The sequence below is a fragment of the Sphingobium aquiterrae genome, from assembly GCF_037154135.1.
Lineage (GTDB): Bacteria > Pseudomonadota > Alphaproteobacteria > Sphingomonadales > Sphingomonadaceae > Sphingobium > Sphingobium aquiterrae.
Genome location: NZ_JBANFL010000007.1, coordinates 136,505 through 156,688 on the forward strand (window position 1 = coordinate 136,505; position 20,184 = coordinate 156,688).

Annotated in this window: 19 protein-coding genes; 17 read left to right on the forward strand and 2 right to left on the reverse strand. The window is 63.7% G+C overall.

What is annotated here, in order from left to right:
• The first annotated feature begins 231 nt into the window (after nucleotides 1–231).
• The 6 genes from WFP78_RS09535 to WFP78_RS09560 all read left to right on the forward strand — a co-directional run bounded on the left by WFP78_RS09535 (nucleotide 232) and on the right by WFP78_RS09560 (nucleotide 3,607).
• Nucleotides 232–564 (forward strand): hypothetical protein, encoded by a 333-nt coding sequence (locus WFP78_RS09535; protein ID WP_336961050.1) that lies wholly within the window; start codon nucleotides 232–234, stop codon nucleotides 562–564.
• 139 nt (nucleotides 565–703) lie between these two features.
• The gene (locus WFP78_RS09540; protein WP_043149990.1) at nucleotides 704–892 is read left to right on the forward strand and encodes a hypothetical protein; all 189 of its coding nucleotides are present in this window, start codon (nucleotides 704–706) and stop codon (nucleotides 890–892) included.
• Nucleotides 893–997: 105 nt separating this feature from the next.
• Nucleotides 998–1,474 (forward strand): hypothetical protein, encoded by a 477-nt coding sequence (locus tag WFP78_RS09545; RefSeq protein WP_336961056.1) that lies wholly within the window; start codon nucleotides 998–1,000, stop codon nucleotides 1,472–1,474.
• Between the two features lie 343 nt (nucleotides 1,475–1,817).
• Nucleotides 1,818–2,366 carry a hypothetical protein gene (locus WFP78_RS09550; RefSeq protein WP_336961058.1) on the forward strand — a complete coding sequence of 183 codons (549 nt, stop codon included), beginning with the start codon at nucleotides 1,818–1,820 and terminating at the stop codon, nucleotides 2,364–2,366.
• Between the two features lie 148 nt (nucleotides 2,367–2,514).
• Nucleotides 2,515–3,165, forward strand: a complete 651-nt coding sequence (locus WFP78_RS09555; protein WP_336961060.1) for an antitoxin of toxin-antitoxin stability system — start codon at nucleotides 2,515–2,517, stop codon at nucleotides 3,163–3,165.
• Between the two features lie 43 nt (nucleotides 3,166–3,208).
• Entirely contained in the window at nucleotides 3,209–3,607 is a 399-nt protein-coding gene (locus WFP78_RS09560) for a hypothetical protein (protein WP_336961062.1), read from the forward strand.
• 159 nt (nucleotides 3,608–3,766) lie between these two features.
• Here the strand turns inward: WFP78_RS09560 and WFP78_RS09565 are convergent, their stop codons facing one another.
• Complete coding sequence (locus tag WFP78_RS09565; protein WP_336961065.1) at nucleotides 3,767–4,156, reverse strand: hypothetical protein; 390 nt, start codon at nucleotides 4,154–4,156, stop codon at nucleotides 3,767–3,769.
• Between the two features lie 163 nt (nucleotides 4,157–4,319).
• On the opposite strand from WFP78_RS09565, the gene WFP78_RS09570 reads away from it, so the two are divergent.
• The 7 genes from WFP78_RS09570 to WFP78_RS09600 all read left to right on the forward strand — a co-directional run bounded on the left by WFP78_RS09570 (nucleotide 4,320) and on the right by WFP78_RS09600 (nucleotide 12,937).
• On the forward strand, nucleotides 4,320–4,529 hold the full coding sequence (locus tag WFP78_RS09570; RefSeq protein WP_043149874.1) for a DUF5818 domain-containing protein: 210 nt from the start codon (nucleotides 4,320–4,322) through the stop codon (nucleotides 4,527–4,529).
• 151 nt (nucleotides 4,530–4,680) lie between these two features.
• Nucleotides 4,681–6,135: a hypothetical protein gene (locus WFP78_RS09575; RefSeq protein ID WP_336961067.1), complete on the forward strand. Its 1,455-nt coding sequence runs from the start codon at nucleotides 4,681–4,683 to the stop codon at nucleotides 6,133–6,135.
• Entirely contained in the window at nucleotides 6,132–8,456 is a 2,325-nt protein-coding gene (locus WFP78_RS09580; protein ID WP_336961070.1) for a phospholipase D-like domain-containing protein, read from the forward strand. Before WFP78_RS09575 ends, WFP78_RS09580 begins: the two co-directional genes overlap by 4 nt.
• A gap of 99 nt (nucleotides 8,457–8,555) precedes the next feature.
• Nucleotides 8,556–9,323 (forward strand): hypothetical protein, encoded by a 768-nt coding sequence (locus WFP78_RS09585; RefSeq protein WP_336961073.1) that lies wholly within the window; start codon nucleotides 8,556–8,558, stop codon nucleotides 9,321–9,323.
• A 9-nt stretch (nucleotides 9,324–9,332) separates the two neighbouring features.
• Nucleotides 9,333–10,610, forward strand: a complete 1,278-nt coding sequence (locus WFP78_RS09590; RefSeq protein ID WP_336961075.1) for a YiiX/YebB-like N1pC/P60 family cysteine hydrolase — start codon at nucleotides 9,333–9,335, stop codon at nucleotides 10,608–10,610.
• 741 nt (nucleotides 10,611–11,351) lie between these two features.
• On the forward strand, nucleotides 11,352–11,843 hold the full coding sequence (locus tag WFP78_RS09595; RefSeq protein WP_043149995.1) for a DUF736 domain-containing protein: 492 nt from the start codon (nucleotides 11,352–11,354) through the stop codon (nucleotides 11,841–11,843).
• Between the two features lie 80 nt (nucleotides 11,844–11,923).
• Nucleotides 11,924–12,937 (forward strand): DUF2493 domain-containing protein, encoded by a 1,014-nt coding sequence (locus WFP78_RS09600; protein ID WP_048577629.1) that lies wholly within the window; start codon nucleotides 11,924–11,926, stop codon nucleotides 12,935–12,937.
• Nucleotides 12,938–13,088: 151 nt separating this feature from the next.
• Here the strand turns inward: WFP78_RS09600 and WFP78_RS09605 are convergent, their stop codons facing one another.
• On the reverse strand, nucleotides 13,089–13,445 hold the full coding sequence (locus WFP78_RS09605) for a hypothetical protein (RefSeq protein ID WP_082166247.1): 357 nt from the start codon (nucleotides 13,443–13,445) through the stop codon (nucleotides 13,089–13,091).
• 466 nt (nucleotides 13,446–13,911) lie between these two features.
• Here WFP78_RS09605 and WFP78_RS09610 point away from each other — a divergent pair, with 466 nt between their 5' ends.
• The 4 genes from WFP78_RS09610 to WFP78_RS09625 are packed head-to-tail and all read left to right on the forward strand — an operon-like array spanning nucleotide 13,912 to nucleotide 19,760.
• The gene (locus tag WFP78_RS09610) at nucleotides 13,912–14,214 is read left to right on the forward strand and encodes a hypothetical protein (RefSeq protein WP_272799423.1); all 303 of its coding nucleotides are present in this window, start codon (nucleotides 13,912–13,914) and stop codon (nucleotides 14,212–14,214) included.
• Nucleotides 14,211–16,256 (forward strand): type IV secretion system DNA-binding domain-containing protein, encoded by a 2,046-nt coding sequence (locus WFP78_RS09615; RefSeq protein WP_336961080.1) that lies wholly within the window; start codon nucleotides 14,211–14,213, stop codon nucleotides 16,254–16,256. Before WFP78_RS09610 ends, WFP78_RS09615 begins: the two co-directional genes overlap by 4 nt.
• Nucleotides 16,253–19,237, forward strand: a complete 2,985-nt coding sequence (mobF, locus tag WFP78_RS09620; protein ID WP_336961083.1) for a MobF family relaxase — start codon at nucleotides 16,253–16,255, stop codon at nucleotides 19,235–19,237. The genes WFP78_RS09615 and mobF overlap by 4 nt, the downstream gene beginning before the upstream one ends.
• Nucleotides 19,227–19,760, forward strand: a complete 534-nt coding sequence (locus WFP78_RS09625; RefSeq protein ID WP_048577633.1) for a lytic transglycosylase domain-containing protein — start codon at nucleotides 19,227–19,229, stop codon at nucleotides 19,758–19,760. Before mobF ends, WFP78_RS09625 begins: the two co-directional genes overlap by 11 nt.
• Nucleotides 19,761–20,184: the final 424 nt, after the last annotated feature.

The window sequence follows — 20,184 nt, forward strand, 5'->3', positions numbered from 1 at the left end:
CCACCCGGAGGTTCTCATGCCATTTTCCACCACGATCCCTCTTGCCGACCGCCGGTCCAGGGTTGGACCTGTCGACAGACGTTCAGGATCGCTCCCCGACATTCTGGACGAACTGCTCCGCATCGCCCAGCAAGCCGACGCCTATGAGATCCACGTCGAGACGTTCGACTATGAGAGGCGTCCGATTCTCTCCGTCTATGACAACGCTCGGGGATCGAGAGTCCGCGAGACTTGTTCGCACTGGATGCGATCGGGTGGCGCGGATCCCTCTCGCATCCCGGAAATGGTGACGGGATAGCACTTTCCAGCCTCGCGGGACGCCATGTGATCGTTCGGTCCGGTCCCGATGAAACCGAACGCGGATGGAGCGCGACGATACCTCCCGAAGCCTGGACCGGCGCAGCGCCGATCACGATCGAGCCCGACGCCGGTCTTCGCTGCACCAACGTCATGGTCGAGATTCCGGTCGAAGAGCGCGTGGGGCTTGAAGAAGCAGTAGCGGCGGCCGCACGGGACCTGCCGGTGCGGGCCTACTTTCACGCCAGATGGAAGAACCGCCCCTGATCCCGACAGATCAGGCGATCGCCACGCATGTCCGCGACGATGGGGATCGCCCACCGAAATAGGGCCTGCTCCAGCACCAGCCTCGCCCGCTCGGCGGACGCCAGCGCTACCGCACCGCAAAATCCACATGGAGAATATCATGGCCCCTCTGTCTCCGCTCAGGGCGCGTTTGGCAGGCTTTCCGCACGCATATGCCTGCGCGATCCAGCGCTGGACCGCCACCGGCCGCAACCAGTTCGTCATCCGAACCCGCAATCCCATCCAGCCGTTCCGCGTAACGGAGGCGCTTCCGGCCAATGACGAAGATCTGGTCCTGCGCGTCGCCTGAACTCGATCTCCGATGGGGCAGCTCAGCCCGGTTCGTCGCCTACCTCCGCTCTCTTACACCGTCACCAGATCCCGGATTCCTCCAATACCCTGCCGGAGACCCGACATGCGTATCAGCCATCTTCAGGCGATCGCCGACATCCTGCTCGGCGATGCCAAAACCCTTGCCCGCGGCTATCATGAGATCATGACTGGCGCCGGCGCGGACTTCGACACCGCGGAGGCACGCAGACGTTGCGCAATCGCCGTCAATGCGGTCGGCCTGGCAATCGACACCGATCGCTACCAGTCAGCCCTGAACGCGCTCGCAGCGCGACCGCGCGTCGAACCAAAATGCGATCGCTGTGGCAGCAACGAACTGATCCGCGACGCTTCGGCCGAATGGGACTGCGCAGCCCAACAATGGGTGCTCGCGGGCGTCTATGATTCCACGATCTGCCAGACCTGCGAGGCCGAAAGCGATTCCCTCTGCGACTGGAAGCCCTGCGCTCCCGACGCCGGACAGCCGCTCGCCGCCGCGCCCGCGCCGATCCGTGACCCGGAGGCCCACCAGGCCCAACACGAAAGCAATTCCCATCAGTGAAGCCGGGAACGCGGACCGGTCCCGCGTCAACACGGTCCTGTGGGTAATGCCCGCCGTCGTCGAGGATCGCACCCGCAGAAGTTCTTGTCGTGCGGAGCTGACGGCGATGCCGGCAAGCTTCCCCCGATCACCGACCGTCACGAGGCAATCCAATGAATAGTGCCGATCAATATCCGATAAAGCCGGGCATGTGGATCAGAACGGAGGAGGACGAGAGACTCCTCTTTCGACGATACTCGTCGACCGGCCATTGGGGGTTCTTTTCCGAGAGCAACCACCACACCGCGCGCGAGCACAAGCTTCCGCTCGCTGGTCTCAAACCCTGGGACAAGGAACGCCGGACATGAAAACCCATGCCATGGCGAGCGGACTTCGGATCACGCTGACGAAGATCGAATTGCAGGCCTTGCTCAACCTCGCACGATATGGCGCAGACCAACTCGACACCGCCCGACATAATCATATCCTGCCCAGAAGGCAGGAAGCCGTGGCGGCCGACGTCATTCAGGGCCTCGAATGCGGCCTTGCATCGGTCCAATGGAAGCAGGCGGAGGCCAAGGCAAGGCGAGAGCAGCCCAAGAGGGACGCCGAACGCCGCGCAGCCCGCGAGCACCATGCCCAGATCGACGGCTATTCGGTTTGGGCCATGCTCGGTGACTGGACCGACATGTCCGATGATCCCGATCGGCGCCAGTGGGCGGATATGTTCCACCCCGACACCAAACCTCGCGAGCAGGGCGAAATCCGGCGCAATGTCTGGCGGATTTTCATCAGCAAGGGCCGCGCGGCATTGGACGACCTCGTAGTTTTGTCCGGCGATTGCACGACAACCGCCGATCGGGACGAGATCGAACAGCTCGCGCGCCGGATCATCGCGAACCATCAGGAATGACAGCCTTCGTGTGAAGTCCGGCCGTCTCGGCTGAAAACAGCCTATAAGGACGCGGCTTCCCTCAAAAACGAACCACGCCACGTCCACGGTGCCGGGTCGCCGAACGGATTCCCCTGGCCTCGGCCGCATCCCACAAGGATCCCAGACCATGCCCGAACTCATGGAAATAGAGACTTATCGGCTCGAAGAACTGTCCGAGCGCGCGAAGACAAACGCCCGCAGCTGGTATCGGGAAACCGGCCTCGACTATGACTGGCACGACTCCACATACGATGACTTCGAACAGGTCTGCGACATTCTCGGTGTCAGCCTCAAGATCAATATCGTGCGCCTCCATGGCGGAGATACACGCAGCGAGCCGCGCATCTACTTCAGCGGCTTCTGGAGCCAGGGCGACGGCGCATGCTACGAGGGCTTCTACTCCTATGCGAAGAGGGCCCATCGTCGGATACGGGACCACGCGCCCCTCGACACCGAGCTTCATCGTATCGCCGATGCCCTGCGGGCCTTGCAGAGCCGCAACTTCTATCAGCTCAGCGCCGGCGTCCATCACCGCGGGCGCTACTATCACGAACACAGCATGGCGATTTCGGTCGAGCGCGACGGAGCCTTCCAGGACATGACCCCTGGCGCCGAAGAGGCCATCGCCGAAGCGCTCCGCGACCTCGCCGGCTGGCTCTATCGCGGTCTTCGCGCGGAGTATGAATATCTCAGCTCCGACGAAGCGGTCGACGAAAGCATCACCGCCAATGGCTACAGATTCACCGCGTCCGGCGAACGCTTCGTGCGCATCGCATAGCCAATGCAGCCACATCGACCGCCCACGACGGGAGATCCGACAAATGACCGGAACCGTTCGACTGTCCGCCACTGATATCCGGCAGCTGCGAAACGTCGCCGAGCAGATCGCGCGGGGAGAAAGCGTCGCGTCCCGCTACACGATCGAGATCGCCGAACGCTTTCATCTAACGACCGGCCGAACGGCCCTCAATATCCTCGCGATCAGTGACGATCCCGATTGGGCGGACACCGACCTCAACACGACACATCCCTGGTCGCGGATCCACAAGCGTCATGAGCTTGTGAATGGCCGGGCGCTGTTCGACCTCTACGTCTATGAACGGCCCCCCTTTGGCGAGACCGGCGACCTTGTCTGCTGCGTTCAGACGGAACTCGATGCACGAGGTCTCGCTGCGGTCCACGCTGACAATGCAAAGAATATCTGGCGCCGGCTGGAATGATCGGGGGCCATGAAGCGCGCCATATCCGATCTGTTGCGGGTATCATCGGAAGCCCCCGATCAACACGCGACGCGGTCGAAACCGGATACGCATCGTGGTGCTGGGGACGGGAAAGAGGCAGGTCCGCCGGCTACGACCTACCCCTCCCGCACCTTCGAGCTATTGGCCGAGAATATCGGCAATCGGCCGCGCCATGTCGACACGCCGCTTCATGAGGTCGGTGAGCCAGCAAAGATGCGCGGCCGCGTCGGCCAGCGGCAGTTCGCAAACTTCCTCGAACATCTCCCGCTGATAATCGAGGTCGCGCGCGAGGATGCCTCGCAGCCGCCGGCGCGCGGGGCTGTCGTCATCCTCGATTTCTTCATTCGCCTCACGAGCCGCATCGAGAAATGCCTCGGCCAGCTCCTGTGCTTCATAATAGCCGCCATCCAGACCCTCGATCGAGGCAAGACTCGCCAGCCGCCGACGCACCAGCGGCAGTTCGGGATCGACCGCCGCATCGTCGAGTGGCAGGTTGAAATCATAAGTGGCGAGATAGTCCCGGATCATGGTTAGCTCCTTGAGCTGGCGAAGGAACATAGAATGAACAAGATTGCAACCTCTGTCCCGGCTATGCAATGAGTCAGCGCATGCCTCCTTCGATTTTCTTCACCCTTATCGCTTCCCCTTTCGATGACATTGCCGTGCTTGCGGACATTGGAGGTTCTCGGTCATGACCGACAGCAAGCCCCCGCTGCGTTTGCGCGGGATTGTCCGAATGAGTGATCGCGGGCCACTGCTGGAAGTCGCGGATGGCTTGGTCTGGCGACTCGAAACGCGTGACGATTTGCATGCTCATCGGGACCAGAATGTCCAGATCGAAGCCTGGCAACGCGGACCGAGCCTGCTGGAACTGCTCTGGATTGGTCCTGCTAGCGACTAGCATCGCGTTTTTCGGTTTAGGCTGATTTCTACCAATTCGAGGATGTCTCGGGCATGTAACTCCGCTCAGAGCATGACGATATGGGGGCGATTTGTATCTATTGCCGCAATGGACCGAAAGGGCCGACAAGCGCGGCCTTGATCCGCTTGGAATGCAGAATAGCGGGGTTGTGCTTTACCAGTCGCTTCTCCCCGGCATCAGCAACGTCACCCTGCGGATGCGCTATTACGGCTATTATTGCTGGGTGAGCGAGACCTATGCTCGCCGCGGCGCCACCAGCGAGTTCGAGGCCTGGCGCACCTGGGTGCGGCGCGCCGAAGCGCTCTATGCCCTGGTCTCCGCGCGGGCAGGGGAAACCGGCGTGGGCGGCGTCGACTGGGCCAACCGCCGGTTGGCCGCAGAGGAGCGGGTCATCGACTTCGCGGCCGCGGCCTCCACCGACGCATCGCAGGAACGCTATCTGCGCCAGTCGCTCGGCGTCTTCGGCGGCGCCTACTATACCCAGATGGCCGAATTGGGCCTCTTCACCGAGAACCGCCACGGGATACAGGTCGCAACCCGCGATCTCGGCCGGCGCGCGGCCGGCCTGTTCGCCGACGCGATCGGACCCGATCTCGCAAAGCTCCTGCGCCAGAAGATGGCAGATGCCCGCGTCAGCGCCCGCGACCTCGATCGCCTCGAACCGATCGCGCCCTCCCAGATCCAGTTGGAAAGCGAGGAGCGCAGCTTCTACGAAGCCCTTCTCTTCGCACGCGAGCAGTCGCCCGGGCAGGGGGCGGCAAGTCGCGCCGCCACGCTCAGCCTTATCCTGGAGACCGCGCGCGCCATCGAGGAACAGCCTGGACCGGAGGATGTCCGCTGGCACCTCTTCAACCCGCCGCAGGCACCTTTGCCCGAAAGTCTCAAGGCGCAGCGCCTCAACTGGGAAGCCTATCAATGCCAGGATCTGATGCAGGTGGCATCGGCCGCCATGCTTGCCTGGGCAATCACGATCATCAACGCGGACGGGCAGGGCCAAACTCTCGCTGATATCCGCGACGAGGTGGTCTCCCATTTGACAGGGCATGACGAGGACGCGTTCGCAGGGAGCTGGCGCGACCTGCGCCTGAGCCTCGATCCGGGGACCTTTCCATATCAGGCCATATGGGATGACCTGACAAGCGCCCGCGGCGCGCCGGCCGACAAGGCTATCCCTGCCATCACCCTGATGGCTGCCTTGCACCAGCGGCTTCGGACACGTCCCGATCTCGCCGATGCGGCAGCGCGCGGCTTGCCTGGCCGCGGTCCTGCACGATCGCTCCGCACGGAACTCGACTGGCTCGAAAGCAGGGATACGGACGGCGTCGTCGACCGGATCGCCGACTATGTGATCGACCGCGTCGTCCGCCGGCATAGTTGGGTCGCCATGCAGAAGCTCCGCCGGCAGCGCGACTACACCTTCCTGTTCGAGCTGCGCGATGGACGCCTCTTCTTCCTCGCCGGATATCAGCCGGTGGCCACCACGCCCCGCCTTGCGCCCGCCATCCAGTTTCTCGAGGACATCCATCTCCTGGACGAGGATGGGCTGACGGCGCTCGGGTTCGACGCGCTGGGAACCTCCCGATGAGGCTGCCGGATCGTCTCGGCCGCCGCCTCGGCCGTCCCTTTCACAGTGCGATCGTCACGAGCTTCGCCGTGGAGTTCGCGGCTGTCGAACAAATCCTCCTGCCTCAGCTGATGGCGAGCGGCGCATCGAACCTGCTCCTCATCACCGACGCACGCATGGCGTCACTCGCCCTTTCGGACGGATCGATCCTGCCGACAGCGCTCGGGCGCGACTATGCGCTCCACAGCCCGCCAGCCGCCGACGGGATTTTCCACCCCAAGATAATCCTTCAGATCGGCCGTGACAGCGCTCGCGCCTTCGTCAGCTCCGCCAACCTGACCGCGGCGGGCCTTGCCGGAAACGCCGAAGTCTCGATCGAGATCGAGTGCAAGGATGAGGACGGTCCCGAGCGCGAGATCGTCCGATCCATCTGGCGCTATCTTAACGCGCTCGTGCCATCCGAACCGTCGCCTGCGCGAGAAGCCCTGCGCTGGGCGGGCGAGCGCGCGGCGTGGCTCGACGGTCCGCCCGGTTTGGTCCTGCAGGAACTGGACGACGGTTCGGCGATCGCGTTCCTCCATGCCCCAGACGAAACGGGAATCGGCGATCACTTCGTCTCCTTCGTCGGAGGCGACAAGGTTCAGTCGCTGGTGGTGATCAGCCCCTATTGGGACGACGATCTTTCCGCCCTTGGCGATCTTTCCCGGCGTCTCGCGCCCAAGCGGATCATCCTCCCGATCGACAGCACGAGTCACGAGTTTCCGGCCGACGCGCCGTTCGCCAGCAAGCCCCGTATCGTCGAGCTTTGCTGGCCCACCCGGCGCTTCACCCACGCCAAGATCCTCATCGCTTCCACCGCGCGTCACGACCATATCCTGTTCGGAAGCGCGAACTGCACAACCCCGGCGCTGGGGCGGGCAGGGGCCATCGGCTCCAATGCAGAGGCCTGCATCTATCGGAGGCTACAGCGCGGGGCTGCACGCGAAGCCCTCGGGCTCGATCGCTGGCTCGACGGCGATGTCATCGCGCTTGCCGATCTTCCGCCACGCACCCCACCGACACCCATTCCCCTCAAGGCAATCGAAGCGCGCCAGCCCGGCAGCTTCGATCTCGACAATGATATTCTCATCTGGCGCCCGGCGCGCGGCGGGATGCAGGAAGGCGAGGTCCAACTCCTCGACAATGGAGCAAACCTGCTCCTGTCCATCCCGGGCGCGTCCTTCCACCATTCCGGCGACACGCGCACGGTGCCAATCGATCCGGCGCTCCAACGGACGCTGTGCTTCGCGCGCTTCGTCTCTGGCGACTTCAGCTCGACCATTGCCCACGTCACACACCGGAAAGCATTGCGCGGACGTCGCAGGGAAGTGGCGACCGGGGCTGTCGCTCGCGCGCTCGCGCCATTCACCGATGGAACCGACTTCGATCTCTGGATGCACCAGGCCTTCGAAACTCTCGCCCGGGCCGACTTCGAGCAAGCGAGCAATGCGCCTCAGATTGCGGCCAAACGCAGGCCGATGCGCAAAGCCGATGGCGAGGTCGAACCCCCGGTCGCGCTCAGCTATGAGGAATTCGTGCAGGCGCGGCCTGTCGGCGGGCGGTCGGGCGCCGCTGGCGCGAACAGTCTCGCCGGGACCTACAGCGACAGCATCCGCGATTTCCTCAATCTGCTCTCCGGCCGAACTCCCGCTCCCACCGCTGGCGAAGACGATGATTCCGCCTATGACGAGCTTGCGGAAGAGGGCGGTGACGCTGATCTCGATGATGGCGCCGACGGTGGCGACCTTGAGCAGCCGCGCCAGCCGGACGAGGAGCCGAATGATCCCGCCCCGATCGACGGGCGCCTCTATGAGCGCCACGTTATCGGCTATGCCGAGGGTCTCGAATGGGACGAAGAACCGCTCGGCCCGAGTGATGTCCTGCGACTGCGCTTCTGGATCCTATGCCTCCTCTATAAGGCCCGCTGTCCCGATCTCCCTCACGGCCTCGACGGTTCGAGCGCCCCGCTATCCTGGCCGCGCTTCATCGTCCGTATCCTTGTCGCCTTCTTCTGCGGCCGCACGCCGGCGATCACCCGGCTCATGATCGCGCGTGACTATAGTGGCATGCCCGTCGACTTCATGGAGTGCTGGATCACCGTCCTCTGGAGCCTCGATGCGATCGAGAATTCCTTGGCCGACCGGCCCAAGGAACGCCAGTTCCGCAAATATATCCCCGAACTGCGCCGGCGCGTGGTCGCCCTGCTCGGGCTCTCACCCGACGAGCTGGCCGGGTCGGTCGCCGCCGAGGTTCGCGAAGGGCTCGACCGTTCGATCGGACAAAGGCTCACTCTTGTCCCATAAGCCACCCAAGGAGAGCGCCACGCTCCGCAGGGCCTTGCCGCAAGATGCCCGATGGGAGACCGCAATATGCAGCACGCAGCAGAAGGCAGGACGAGCCGGATGACCACCGAACGAGGCGCGCCTGTCGAACCCCGGCCGATTGAAGATGGAAGACGCTGGTCGATCTGGATCGACGTTGAAGGCTTCGGCACGCTCTGGGAGCGTGGGCACAAAGCCGTGTTGGGCCTGAGCGCCCTCATGGAGGGCATCTACAGCCTCGGAACCCGGCTCTACCGCGATGACGGCGACCGCCTCTTCGCCCACCAGTTCGGGGACGGATTCATCATCGTCGCCGACTTCCATGAGCCCCAGCTCGATCGCTGCGCCGCCATCGCCGTTGCGCTCATGCGCCACATCTCTCGTGCCGGATGTCTCGCCCGCGCTGCCATAGCCGAAGGGGAATTCGCCGACATCTCGGGGCTGTGGCCCAAGGTGATCCGGGAGGCCATTGCGTGCGACGGGTCGGACGATTGCGTGTCGCTCGGAAGTGGCCTCATGACGCTGTTGCCCGTCATGGGAACCGCGCTGATCGCCGCCAACAAGCTCGATGCGAGGAATCCCATTAAAGGATCGATCCTCACCGTCGCGACCTTGGACAGCGCACGGATCTCCCCCAGCTTTCCGAGCCGCACCGTCGATGGCCACGCCGCCTTCACAATTCTCGATTGGGTGCATGCGGAGCATGCCCATATCGACCGCATATGGTCATGCGCCGGCGTTGGCGGATCGCCCGCGGACGCCGAGCGCACGATCCGCGACTATATCGATACCGAAGAGCCGCCAACGCTATGGATCCGGGGAACCCTCGACTCCACCAACCTCAGCTAACGGTACCCCATGCCTGACGAACAGACCCGCCGCATCAAGGTCGAACGGCTCATGCCGGGCGACATCATCCTCACCGCGTCCCGCGGCAAGGTGAGCAAGGCCATCCGCCTCGCCACCAAGGGGCAGGTATCTCACGCCATGATCTGCGTCCAGCACGGCTCGATCGTCGACTCAACCGATGACGGCGTGCAGGCGCACAATATCCAGCGCGAGCTTTACGGGCCGGACGATCATGTCACCGTGCTCCGCCTTCGCTTGCCCCCGAGCGACCTTCAGCTTGGCATCATCATCGATTTCGCGCGCGCCGAAATCGGAACACGTTACTCCAAGAGCGAAGCGGTGCGATCGGTCCTGAGCGGTCCCAAGCCAAGGACACGGCAACTCTTCTGTTCGCGCCTTGTCGCCCGGGCGTTCGCCAGCGCGGGCGTCCACCTCGTGGCCGACGCCGACTATTGCACGCCCGAGCATATCCGATGCAGTCCGCTTCTCGCCGAGCTTCCGGTCATGACCGAGACGGTGTCGCCAGCCGAGCTGGCGGCGTGGGCCAAGCGCCCGAACCCGATCGCCGACATGCAGGAGGTCCAGAACCGCATACTGGCCGCCGGGCGGCGCCTCGATCCATCGATCGAGAACTTCAGCGACCTCGACCAGCTCGTTCAGGATCACCCCGAGTGGGACGACGAGATCGCCCGCGTCTATCGGGAGAGCGGCTATCTCGACCTTTGGCGAGCCGACTTCGCGATCAACCCGTGGCATTGCGATCTCGACCATATGGAGGAGAGCGCCGGACCTCACCCCGATCAGGGCCTCCTCGAATATTGCATCAGCACCGTTCGGGAATTCCACACCGGTGGCCTGCGCTTCGCCGTCAATCTCCTTCACTACCAGCGTGCTCTGGAGGCGAACCGCCGGAAGACCACTGCGCAACTCGTAATGCTCTACCAACAGCTCGTGGTAAACGACCAGACACGGCGCGACGTTGCTCTCGCCTGGCTGAAGCGGCACCACCCCGAGGAAGCCGCTCGCCATTTGCAGCGCATTCCGCCGCACTCGGATCTGTGGTTCTCGATCGTGGACCGCGTGGAGCCCCGGCTTGGCGCCATCTCGCGCATCTCCATCCAGCGTATGGGGTCACCGGATGTCTGTTCGGCATGCGGCGATCCGGCCGACGACTATCGCCTCGTGAACGCAGCCGAGGCAATGCCCGGGGTGCCGTCGCTCAGGCTTTGCAGCGATTGTGTGCGCATTCGACGCGGCGGTGGCGAAATCCTTGAACCGATCACATGACCGCAGCGAGGTTCGCAATGGCCGACAGTCGTGGCCGGGGTGGGCGGATGCCCGCCCGAGGCGGGCACCGGGCTCTATCTCCACTACGCTCCGACCAAGCCCCCTTGCGGGGTCTTGTCCGCTTCGCGGTAACGATCCCTTCCGCGGGTGCGCGCGGCATGTGAGGCGCTTCCCTCTCGACCGAAGGGTCCGGCCGCACGACGACCGCAATGCAGGCTTCGCCTAAGGAATCGCGCTAGTCGCGCGATGCGGATCGTGGAGCCAGCCCGACCGCATCGCCCCCTTCGCCGCCCTCGCAGGATCCGTGCGTTGCAGGACGGGTTTCGTCCGCAAGAATTGCGTCGGGACAAAGCTACGCTAGGCGAAAAGGGGCCGGCGATGTTTGTCTGTTTTCAACAGAAGCGCCGGCCCCTTTTCGCCAAGCTTCGCTAGAGCCCCTCCCGTGCTTCTTGCGGACAAGAGCCCCGCCCTGCGCCTTCGGACCTGCGAGGGCGGCTCCGGGTGCGATGACGATCGAGCCGGCCCACGCTCCCTTTCCATTCAAGCGGAACCGACCGCTGCGCGGCCGGTGCGTCTTCGTCATTTGTGGGCCGCTGACGCGGCCGTCTGTGCTCGGGCTCACCAGGCACGATGAAAATCTGTCAATAAATCAATAACATGGAAGTAATGGAGGGGAGGGAGTAGGGTTTGTATGCGGCCGGGAAAGAAAAACGGCCCGCACCCAAGAGAAAGGATGAAGTAATGAAGATCGGTAGCTTCAAATTCGACGAGCGCGCCAGCGACATTATCGGCAAGATCGCCACTCGCGAGATGCGCTTTCCCTACCTCATCATGCGCCGTGTCGAGGATCGACAGAGCGACAGCGCCCCCGTCTATGAAATCTACGAGACGAACCGCGCGGGCGACGAAATCCAGATCGGTGTCGTCTGGGAACGCAAGATGCGCTCCAATGACGAGGTGTTCCTGTCCGGCATGGTCGACGATCCGAGTTTCCGCGAGCCGCTCCCCATCGCCTTGTTCGGGGACGAAACGAACGGCTTCGATGTCCAGTGGCGGCGCGAACGCGAGCGCGAGGCGCAGGGCGGCGGCTTCGGCGGGCGCTCCAATGGCGGACAACGACAGGGCGGTTTCGGAGGCCGGTCAGGTGGCGGTTTCTCCGGCGGCAGCACCGCAGGGGCAGGCGGCGAATATACCGGAGGCGGACGCGGCCTTGACGATGAGGTGCCCTTCTAAGCGGCACTAAAGGCGGGCCGGAGGAGCGCTGGAACGCTTCCCCGGTCCTGAACCGTCACCCGACCAAAGGAGTCCATCCCATGAGCAAGCCAACGGCCTTGCGCAGCGTTAGCAACTTTGCCGACCTGCCGGAACTCTATGCCGAACTCACCGCAACCCCCGATTTCGTGGCGTCGTTCGGCGATCCCTTGCCTCTTACCATTATCGACGCGGGCGAGGAACCCGCCGAACACACCATGCCCAACCCGCTCGCGGCGCAGGCGGAATGCGGCGGGATCATCGCCGCCATTTTCGACCTGCTGGACGATACGCGATTGGACCCGCTTGCGCCGGAACTCGCATGGGGCTTCGTCAACAGCTTTCACTTCGTCGCGAACAAGCTGGAAAGCCGGGAGGACAGGCTGGCCGATACGATCCGCGACATGGCCCGCCGTCTGGAACCGGGCGAGGTGTTCAACAAGGAATTGGAAGACACCCAGCTTGAATGCCAGTCGGTCGCCGAACAGCGCGCGGCAATGGAAGCCATGCGCGACTATGCCGCCGCCATGTTTCGCGCCTATGCCGGTCGCCCTTGGTCTCCGGCCAAAGGCTCGCGCGCATCCCATGTCACCACCGCCAGCCAGATTTCCGCGCTCGACTTCCTGCGCGCACGATCCGAGCGGCGGCGCGATCGCTACGACCCGCAAGGCCCCGTCGTCGTCGTTTCCGGCCCGCAGGACTGGCACGACTGGCGCGTCATCTGGAACAGGCTCGACCAGATCAGGGCGCGCATCCCGCACATGGTGCTTGTCACCACCGGGCAGCGCGCCGGTGTGGACGCCGCCGCCGCCGCATGGGCAGCGCAGCGCGGTGCCGTCTGTATCGCGTTCGGCCTCTATGGACGCGGCAAGGGCAAGGGCTTCAAGCGCAACCGCGACATTGCCGAGCTTATGCCGGTCGAGGCGCTGCTGTGCGAAGGTTCCGGCATCCAGTCGAGCCTCTATGACCTGCTCAACCCGGAGAAGGGCCACCGCGTGCCCACGCATGTTTTCATGAGGACCGATCAGGAACCCGATGTGCCGATCAAGCGCAAGCGCCGCGTCATAGCGGCCTGATCGGACGAACACCGAACGAGAGGGACCGGCGCGGGCCACCGCAGCCGGTCCCTTGTCGTGCTTGTCGCACGAGCGGGGGAAACCCGAACGGTTTCCCCCGCGTCGCTCCTTTTGCCGGGCGTTCCGCCCGCCAACGTCGCTCCCCTTTCCGCTAAGGCTGCACCGTCGCCTGGCTCGCTCCTCCGGCCTCCGATCCGGGCGGCGGCGTGGCGCCGGACTTCCCCCGCGCGGCGGCACCAGTCTTGACCGGCAAACCCCGTGCGGGCGGATCATCGGACGCAGCGGGAAGCGCCTTCAAGGCTGCCAGCGCGGCACCACCGCCGACCCTGATCGCTTGGCCGAGGACATCGCGAAACTCGCGCTCGCTCAGTCTCTCGACCGCTAGCTCCGTCGCGACCTTTCCATATTGCGCCCGCAATCCGCGCCGCACCGTCTCGGCTTCTTGCGCGAGGTTGCGCTGGTCGGCCTCGATCTTCGCGAGCCGTTCCCGTTCCGTCATCTTGGGCATGTTTGGACTCCTTCTAGGAAGGAGGTCTGCTCGCCAGTCCCGACTATTCATCAAGGAGCTTTCGCTTGCAACGCCTTCCCGCCAACAGAGCGCAGTCGATCAAGCGCGGCTCCCCTGCCGGGAGGACCCGCGCCGATCGGGATCGACGGGCGCAGCGGGCAAGCGCGCTGCGGGCGAGGGACGCACGCCGGAGGCGGGTGTAATGCACCCCACGCACGGGTGCTGCGGGCGCGAATCGCCAGGAATTTCGCCATTTTCAGAGGGCACAGAGCGGCTGTCGATCGGGCACTGATCGGCTGCCGCCGGCAGCCAGGCCCGGAATGATGCGGGCCTAAGCGATTGATCTCGCTTGGCACTCACTGGCTGCCACCGGCAGTTTCGATAAATTGTTGAGATCACGGCGTAAATCGGCTATAAGGGTGACGCTTCACCACGTTGCTGGCGTGCCGGACAAGGAGTCCGCCGCTTGGCACGCATCACTATTCGCATCGACGATGACCTCTATGCGCGCCTTTCTATCCAGGCGCGCAATGCCGGTCTCGGCGCCGCGACCTATTGTCGCGACATCCTCGAACGCTTCGAAGGCACAGATCCTTCGGGCTACCATGCCCGCTTCGATGAGCTCCATGCGACGGTCATCCAGGCCTTCGCCATCCTCGCCACGTCTGTCGGCGAGCGGTCGCCCGACATCCTCCAGAAGGGACTGGGCGAGGCGCGCCGGCTCCTCCGCGAAAGGGGGCTGCTCGATCCCGAGCAGGACCGGCCATGAGCATCTTCCGCCACGACACGCTGGGCTCCTGGACCCGCGGCGGGCAAGCCATCGTCCACAACGTCCGGATGACCACCCAGGTCTTCTACCAGACCTTCCTTGCAGGACTGGTCATCTGGATCGGTGGGATCATCTGGTACGCGCTTGAGAAATCCTCAGAGTATGAGCGCTTCGTTCTGTTGAAGCTCGGCCAGGCGACCTTCATGGGGGACACTGTTCCCGGCAGCGCGACCCCGATCCTCTTCAAGACTCCGGCGGGCAAGCAGTATTGGACGACGCCGAAGGGCTTGCTCGACTCCGGTGTTGCCCACAAGACGCTCGCTGCCTTCGAGACCTACCTGCTCCACGGTGCAGCGCTCTCCGGGCTTTTCGCCCTCGCCATGCTCTTCTGGGCCTGGTTCTATTTCACCCGAACGGGGAGAGGGCTTGGCTCCAACCAGTTCCTGCGCGGCGCGCGCTTTGGAACCGTTCGGCAGGTTCGCCGCGCGCTCTGGCGCTACGCCAGGGGCAGCTTCGAAATCGGCGGCGTCAACGTGCCCGACGCCTTCGAACCGGAGCACATTCTCATCTGCGGCGCTCCGGGCACCGGCAAGACCAACATCATCGTCAAGATGCTCGACGGCATCCGCAAGCGGAAGCGCCGCGCCATCGTCTATGACACTGCCGGAACCTTCGTCGAGAAATTCTACCGGCCCGGTATCGACGTGCTGTTGAACCCGCTCGACGCCCGGGCGGATTGCTGGTCGCCCTGGGTCGATGTTCCTCGCGACTATCACTACGACCAGATCGCCGAGTCCACGATCCCGGACAAGACTGGCGATCCCTTCTGGGCAAAGGCCGCGCGCGGGACTCTGGTCGCCGTCCTGCGGAAGTTGGCGCGCCAGGAACAGACTCTCGTCTCGATCCTGCTCGACACGCTGCTGCGCTCCAAGCTGAAGGACCTCGCTGCTTTCGCCGCCGGCACCGATGCGGCGGCGTTCATCTCGACCGAAGGCGAGCGTACCAGCGCCGGCATCCAGGCCGAGCTCGCCTCCGTCATGCGCAGCTTCTCCTATCTCGACGATACCGCCGACGGCTTCTCGATCCGCGACTGGGTTGCCAACGAAAGGGACGACAGCTGGCTCTTCATCACCGTGAAGGCGGACCAGCTTCCCTCGCTCCGCCCCCTGATCACGGTGTGGCTCGACATCGCGATCAGCGCGATCATGAGTATGACAGCCGATCGCAGCCGCCGCCTCTATTGCGTCATCGACGAGTTGCCGACGCTCCAGCGTCTGCCCTCGCTCGGCGACTTCCTTGCCCGCGCCCGGAAATACGGCGGCTGCGGCATCCTCGGTTTTCAGAGCTACCCTCAGCTCGAGGCGACTTACGGCATCCAGGACGCCGCAGCGATCACCGGCTACTGCTCGACGTGGGTGGCGCTCAGAGCCAACGACACCCCGACCGCAAAGCATGTCAGCGAGAACCTCGGCCAGGTCGAGCAGGTCGAGGCAAGCGAAGGCATGTCCTATGGCGTGAACGACATGCGCGACGGTGTGAACCTCTCGCGCATGCAGGTGACGCGGCCCCTGGTCATGCACACCGAGGTCACCAACCTGCCCAATCTGATGGGCTATCTGCGCTTCGGACGCAGCCTGCCGGTGGTCCGGTTCGAGGACAGCTACCATAAGGTCGCTTCTGTCGCCGAGGCGTTCGAGGAGCGCAGAGCACCGCCCGTTCGGCTGGCGGTCGCGGTCCCACCGGCGCCGCCTATTTCGGTTACGCCGCCGCCTCCGGCTAAGCCGAGGGCGGGCACCCAGAAGCGACGCCGGCCCGATCCCAAGGCGCACGAGGCCGAGTTGCCACTTCCTCCGCCACCAGAAGAGTCAGAAACATCGGATGGCGCCCCAAGTGCCGGCCCGATGTCGCCGTCCCATCCGAACGGGGACAACGAACCGGCACCCACTTCACCTCCGCTCGAATTGTTCGGCAAGCCCGCCGGGTTTCGCCTCAGCCAGCACGGCCGCCATGACGGCGCCCGCAACACAGCGAGGCCGGCATGATCAATCCCATCCGCCTGAAGGGAAAACCCGCGAACATCGCCCGCTACTATACCGTCGGCGACTATTACACCAAAGGCGCCGACGAGCACTCCGAATGGGGTGGCAAGATCGCCGCCGAACTCGGCCTTGAAGGGAAGGTCGATCCCGGCGTTTTCAAAGAGCTTCTTGCCGGCAAGCTTGGTGATCAACAGCTAGGCCGCCGCCGCAAGGATGGCAACATCCAGCATCACCCTGGCTGGGATTTCGCGGTGAACGCTCCGAAATCGGTCTCGATCATGGCGCTGGTGGCAGGCGATGATCGTATCATACAGGCGCATGAGCGGGCGGTCGGGGTCGCGCTCTCCTACCTCGAAGAGCATGCCACAATGCGGCATCGCGTCGATAGAGAGGTTGTCGAGAAGACGACCGGCCGGCTCATCTACGCTCGCTTCACCGAACATGCGTCGCGCGAGCTCGATCCTCATCTTCACACCCATGTCGTCGTCATGAACATCACCGATGAACGTGATGGCGCAAGGAAGGTCAGCCTCGAGACACGCGCCATGTTCGCCGAGCAGATGGCTGCGGGACAGATCTATCGGAACGAACTGGCGCACCTTCTCAAGGAGCTTGGCTATGAGGTCGATTTCGATCCCGGGCGCGGCCTCTTCGAAATCAAGGGCGTCCCCAGGGATCTGATCACCGAGATGTCCCAGCGCGCCGAGCAGATCGAGGCTCATGCGAAGGAACATGGTCTGACCGGGCAGGCGGCGCGGCAGCAGGCATTCTACGTCACACGCGGTCCGAAGCAGAAGGTGTCCCTTGAGGAATTGCACCAGCGATGGGACGGGCGACTGGGGCAATATGCGGAAGCGGTGAAGGACACGCGCGCGATCGCTGAAAAAGTCGGGGAGCGGAAAATCGAGGTCGAGCTCGCGACTGCCGCGCGCGCTATGCTGTTCGGTCTCCGTCAGTCGGAAAGTAAGGAAGCGGTCAACAACTTAGGACGGTTGTTGCAGACGGCATTGGCTTCGCATGTGGGGGAGGTTCGCCTCTCCGACATCCGACCCGTCGTCGAGGAACATCAGGCGCGGGCAAAGCTCCTGGAAACCCGGCATCGCACTGGTGACGAAATCCATACGCGCGGCCGTACCACACGAAAGACGGCCCGCCTGGAAATGGCGCTGTCGGACCATCTCGCGCTTGCCCTTAACGACGCGCGGCCGCTTGCGACAGTCGAAGCGCTCCGCGACGCCGGGATTGCCCACAATCTCAAGTCAGAGCAGAGAACGGCGCTTCTCCATATCGGCACGACCGACCATCGGGTTGTTGCCGTGCACGGTGTGGCCGGCTCCGGAAAGTCGACCATCATCGGCGCATTACGCGAAGCAGTAGGGGAGAGTGCCACGCTGATAGCATTGGCTCCCACCTCATCGGCTGCCGGTGAATTGGGTCAAAAAGCCAATATCGAATCGCGCACGGTGGCGAGTCTGCTCGCCACCGGCGGGGCGAGGCTCGACGACAGCCATGTCCTCTTGATCGACGAAGCCGGGCAGCTCGGTAACCGCCAGGCGATCCGTCTACTCGAGATCAGCCGGACCACCGGCGCGCGTATCATCCTGCTCGGTGACACCCGTCAGACAGGAGCAATCGAGCAGGGCAAACCCTTCTGGCTGATGATGCGATTGGGTATGCCCAGGGCGGAGCTGAAGGATCCAATCCGCCAGCAAGACGACAAGATCATGCAGGCCGTCCGGCTGGCCCGTCTCCAGAATTATGACGGTTCGATCGGGGCCCTGGACAAGGTCATTAGCGGCGAAACCAGCGAGAAGCTTGCGGAGTCTCTGGTCGCTGATTGGACGCGCCTGACGCCCGAGGGACGGGCGAAGACCAACATCCTGGTGCTGGAGAATGCCACCCGCCTGATCGTCAACACCAAGGTCCGCGAAGCTCTAAAAACCGAGGGCGCCATCGCGGCCGAAGAGACTCGGCTTTCAATCCTGTCACCCTCCGGCATGTCCGACCAGGAGAAGCATTTCGCACGCTTCTATTCCCGAGGACAGGTCGTGGTGTTCTCCCGCGACAATGTTGGGCTCGGGATCGCCCGGGATGCCGAATACAAGGTGATTGGGGTCGGGCGGGATGCTCGCGGACGCCAGACAGTCAATCTGGTCGATGAGCATGGCCGAAGCATCCATTGGGACCCCCGGCTAGGGCGGGCCTCCCAGATCAATGTGTTCAGGGAAGAAGCGCGCGTTCTTGCCGCCGGCGATCGGATCCAGTGGCGTCTGGTCAACAAGGATCTGGATCTCAAAAATGCCGAGCGCGGCACCGTCGAGCGACTCGACGGTACGCTCGCGACAATCCGCTGGGATCGAGACGGCAGGAACCAGGAGATCGATCTGTCTCAGCACAAGAACTGGGACCATGGTTACGGCGAAACCGTTTATTCCGCGCAGTCCAAGACCTACGATCGGGTCTACGTCCTTGCGCCGGTGAATTCGCTGCTCGTCACTGGCCAGAACTATTACACCGCCATCACCCGCGCGAGGTTCGGCGCGAAGCTTTGGACAGAGGACCGGAAGCGGCTGGTCGAAAAGCTGAAACAGCGCTCGGGCGAGAAGACCTCTTCGCTCCAGGGTCTGGGACGGATCGAACGGGACAGCGTTAGGGGCCGGACGGCCCGCCACGGGGAACGCTGGGATCGGCTCCGAGCCGAGCAGCGTACCGATCGCGAGGCCCGCGAGGCCCGCGAGGATCGGTCCGCGGCGCAACGAGAACCCTCGGAAATCTCTCGTCCCAGGGGGATAGCCGAACGCATCGCCAGCCGTGCTCAGTCCGCAGCGACCATTCTGGATCGATGGATTGTCTCGCTGCTCGACCGAAGTCCCGCCCAAGCACAGGATCACGAAGACGGGCGGTCCGCTACGACCGCGCCGCGACCGGCTCCTGAATCTGCCCACGCGCCCTCCCAGGATCACGACGCCGGCCATGATCGCTAACGCCAGACATACCCGCCGGCTTCTGACGCTGCTCATCCTGATTGTTGCTCCAGCGGGCGCGAATGCGCGGCCTGTGGCGGCGGCTATTCACGAGGCTCGCATAGGTGACTGCATTCGGCAGGCATCAGGCGGCCGTGCTTGGCTTGAAAAAACCTTATGGGGTCTGCGCGACCAAGAGGCAGGCTGGATCGGTGCCGAAATCGCCAACACCAACGGCACGCATGACCTCGGTCCACTTCAGGTCAACAGCTTCTGGGTGCCGAAGCTCGCTAATGCTGTGGGTCGCCCGCCCGCCGACGTGCGCGCTTGGCTGATTCGCGATCCATGCTTCAACGTGCAGGCGGCGAGATGGATATTCCTCAAAGGCCTGTCCGTAACACGCGACTATTGGAAAGCGGTCGGCGTCTATCATAGTCCAACGGCTTGGCGACAGCGAAGGTATGCCGCCGCCGTATCGCGCCATCTGGCGAATCGCTTCGGTAGCCGCGTCTTTGGCTCTGATCGCTCGTCGGTGAAGCAATGAGGCGGACCAGGCTCGATTCCACCACCTATGGAGAGGCGAAACCTGTCTCCGATGAGGTAGACGAGACGGCGCGCGTGCCTTTCGTGGATGAACCGTCCGGCAGAGAGGACCGTTGGACGGTCAGGAGAGGCGCGCTGTCGCGGCAGTTAGTTCTCGATGCTCAGGCGCTCTTCGAGCAGAGAATGCAACGGCAAGTCTCCGAAAACGGGGCCAGAAACATGCTAGGCAATCTCGCCGATTATGTCTGGATGCTCGTCGAGTGGGAGGTGTCCGCCGTTGATCCGACCGCAGCGATCCGGGAAAAGAACCCTCGGGGCAAACCCCGTGGACGGTCTCGGAAATCCGATTATGAAAAGCGAAGACAGTCACGTCGATCGCCACCCACATAATTATGTCCTTCGCCGTTTAGTGGAGGGAAGGGGGG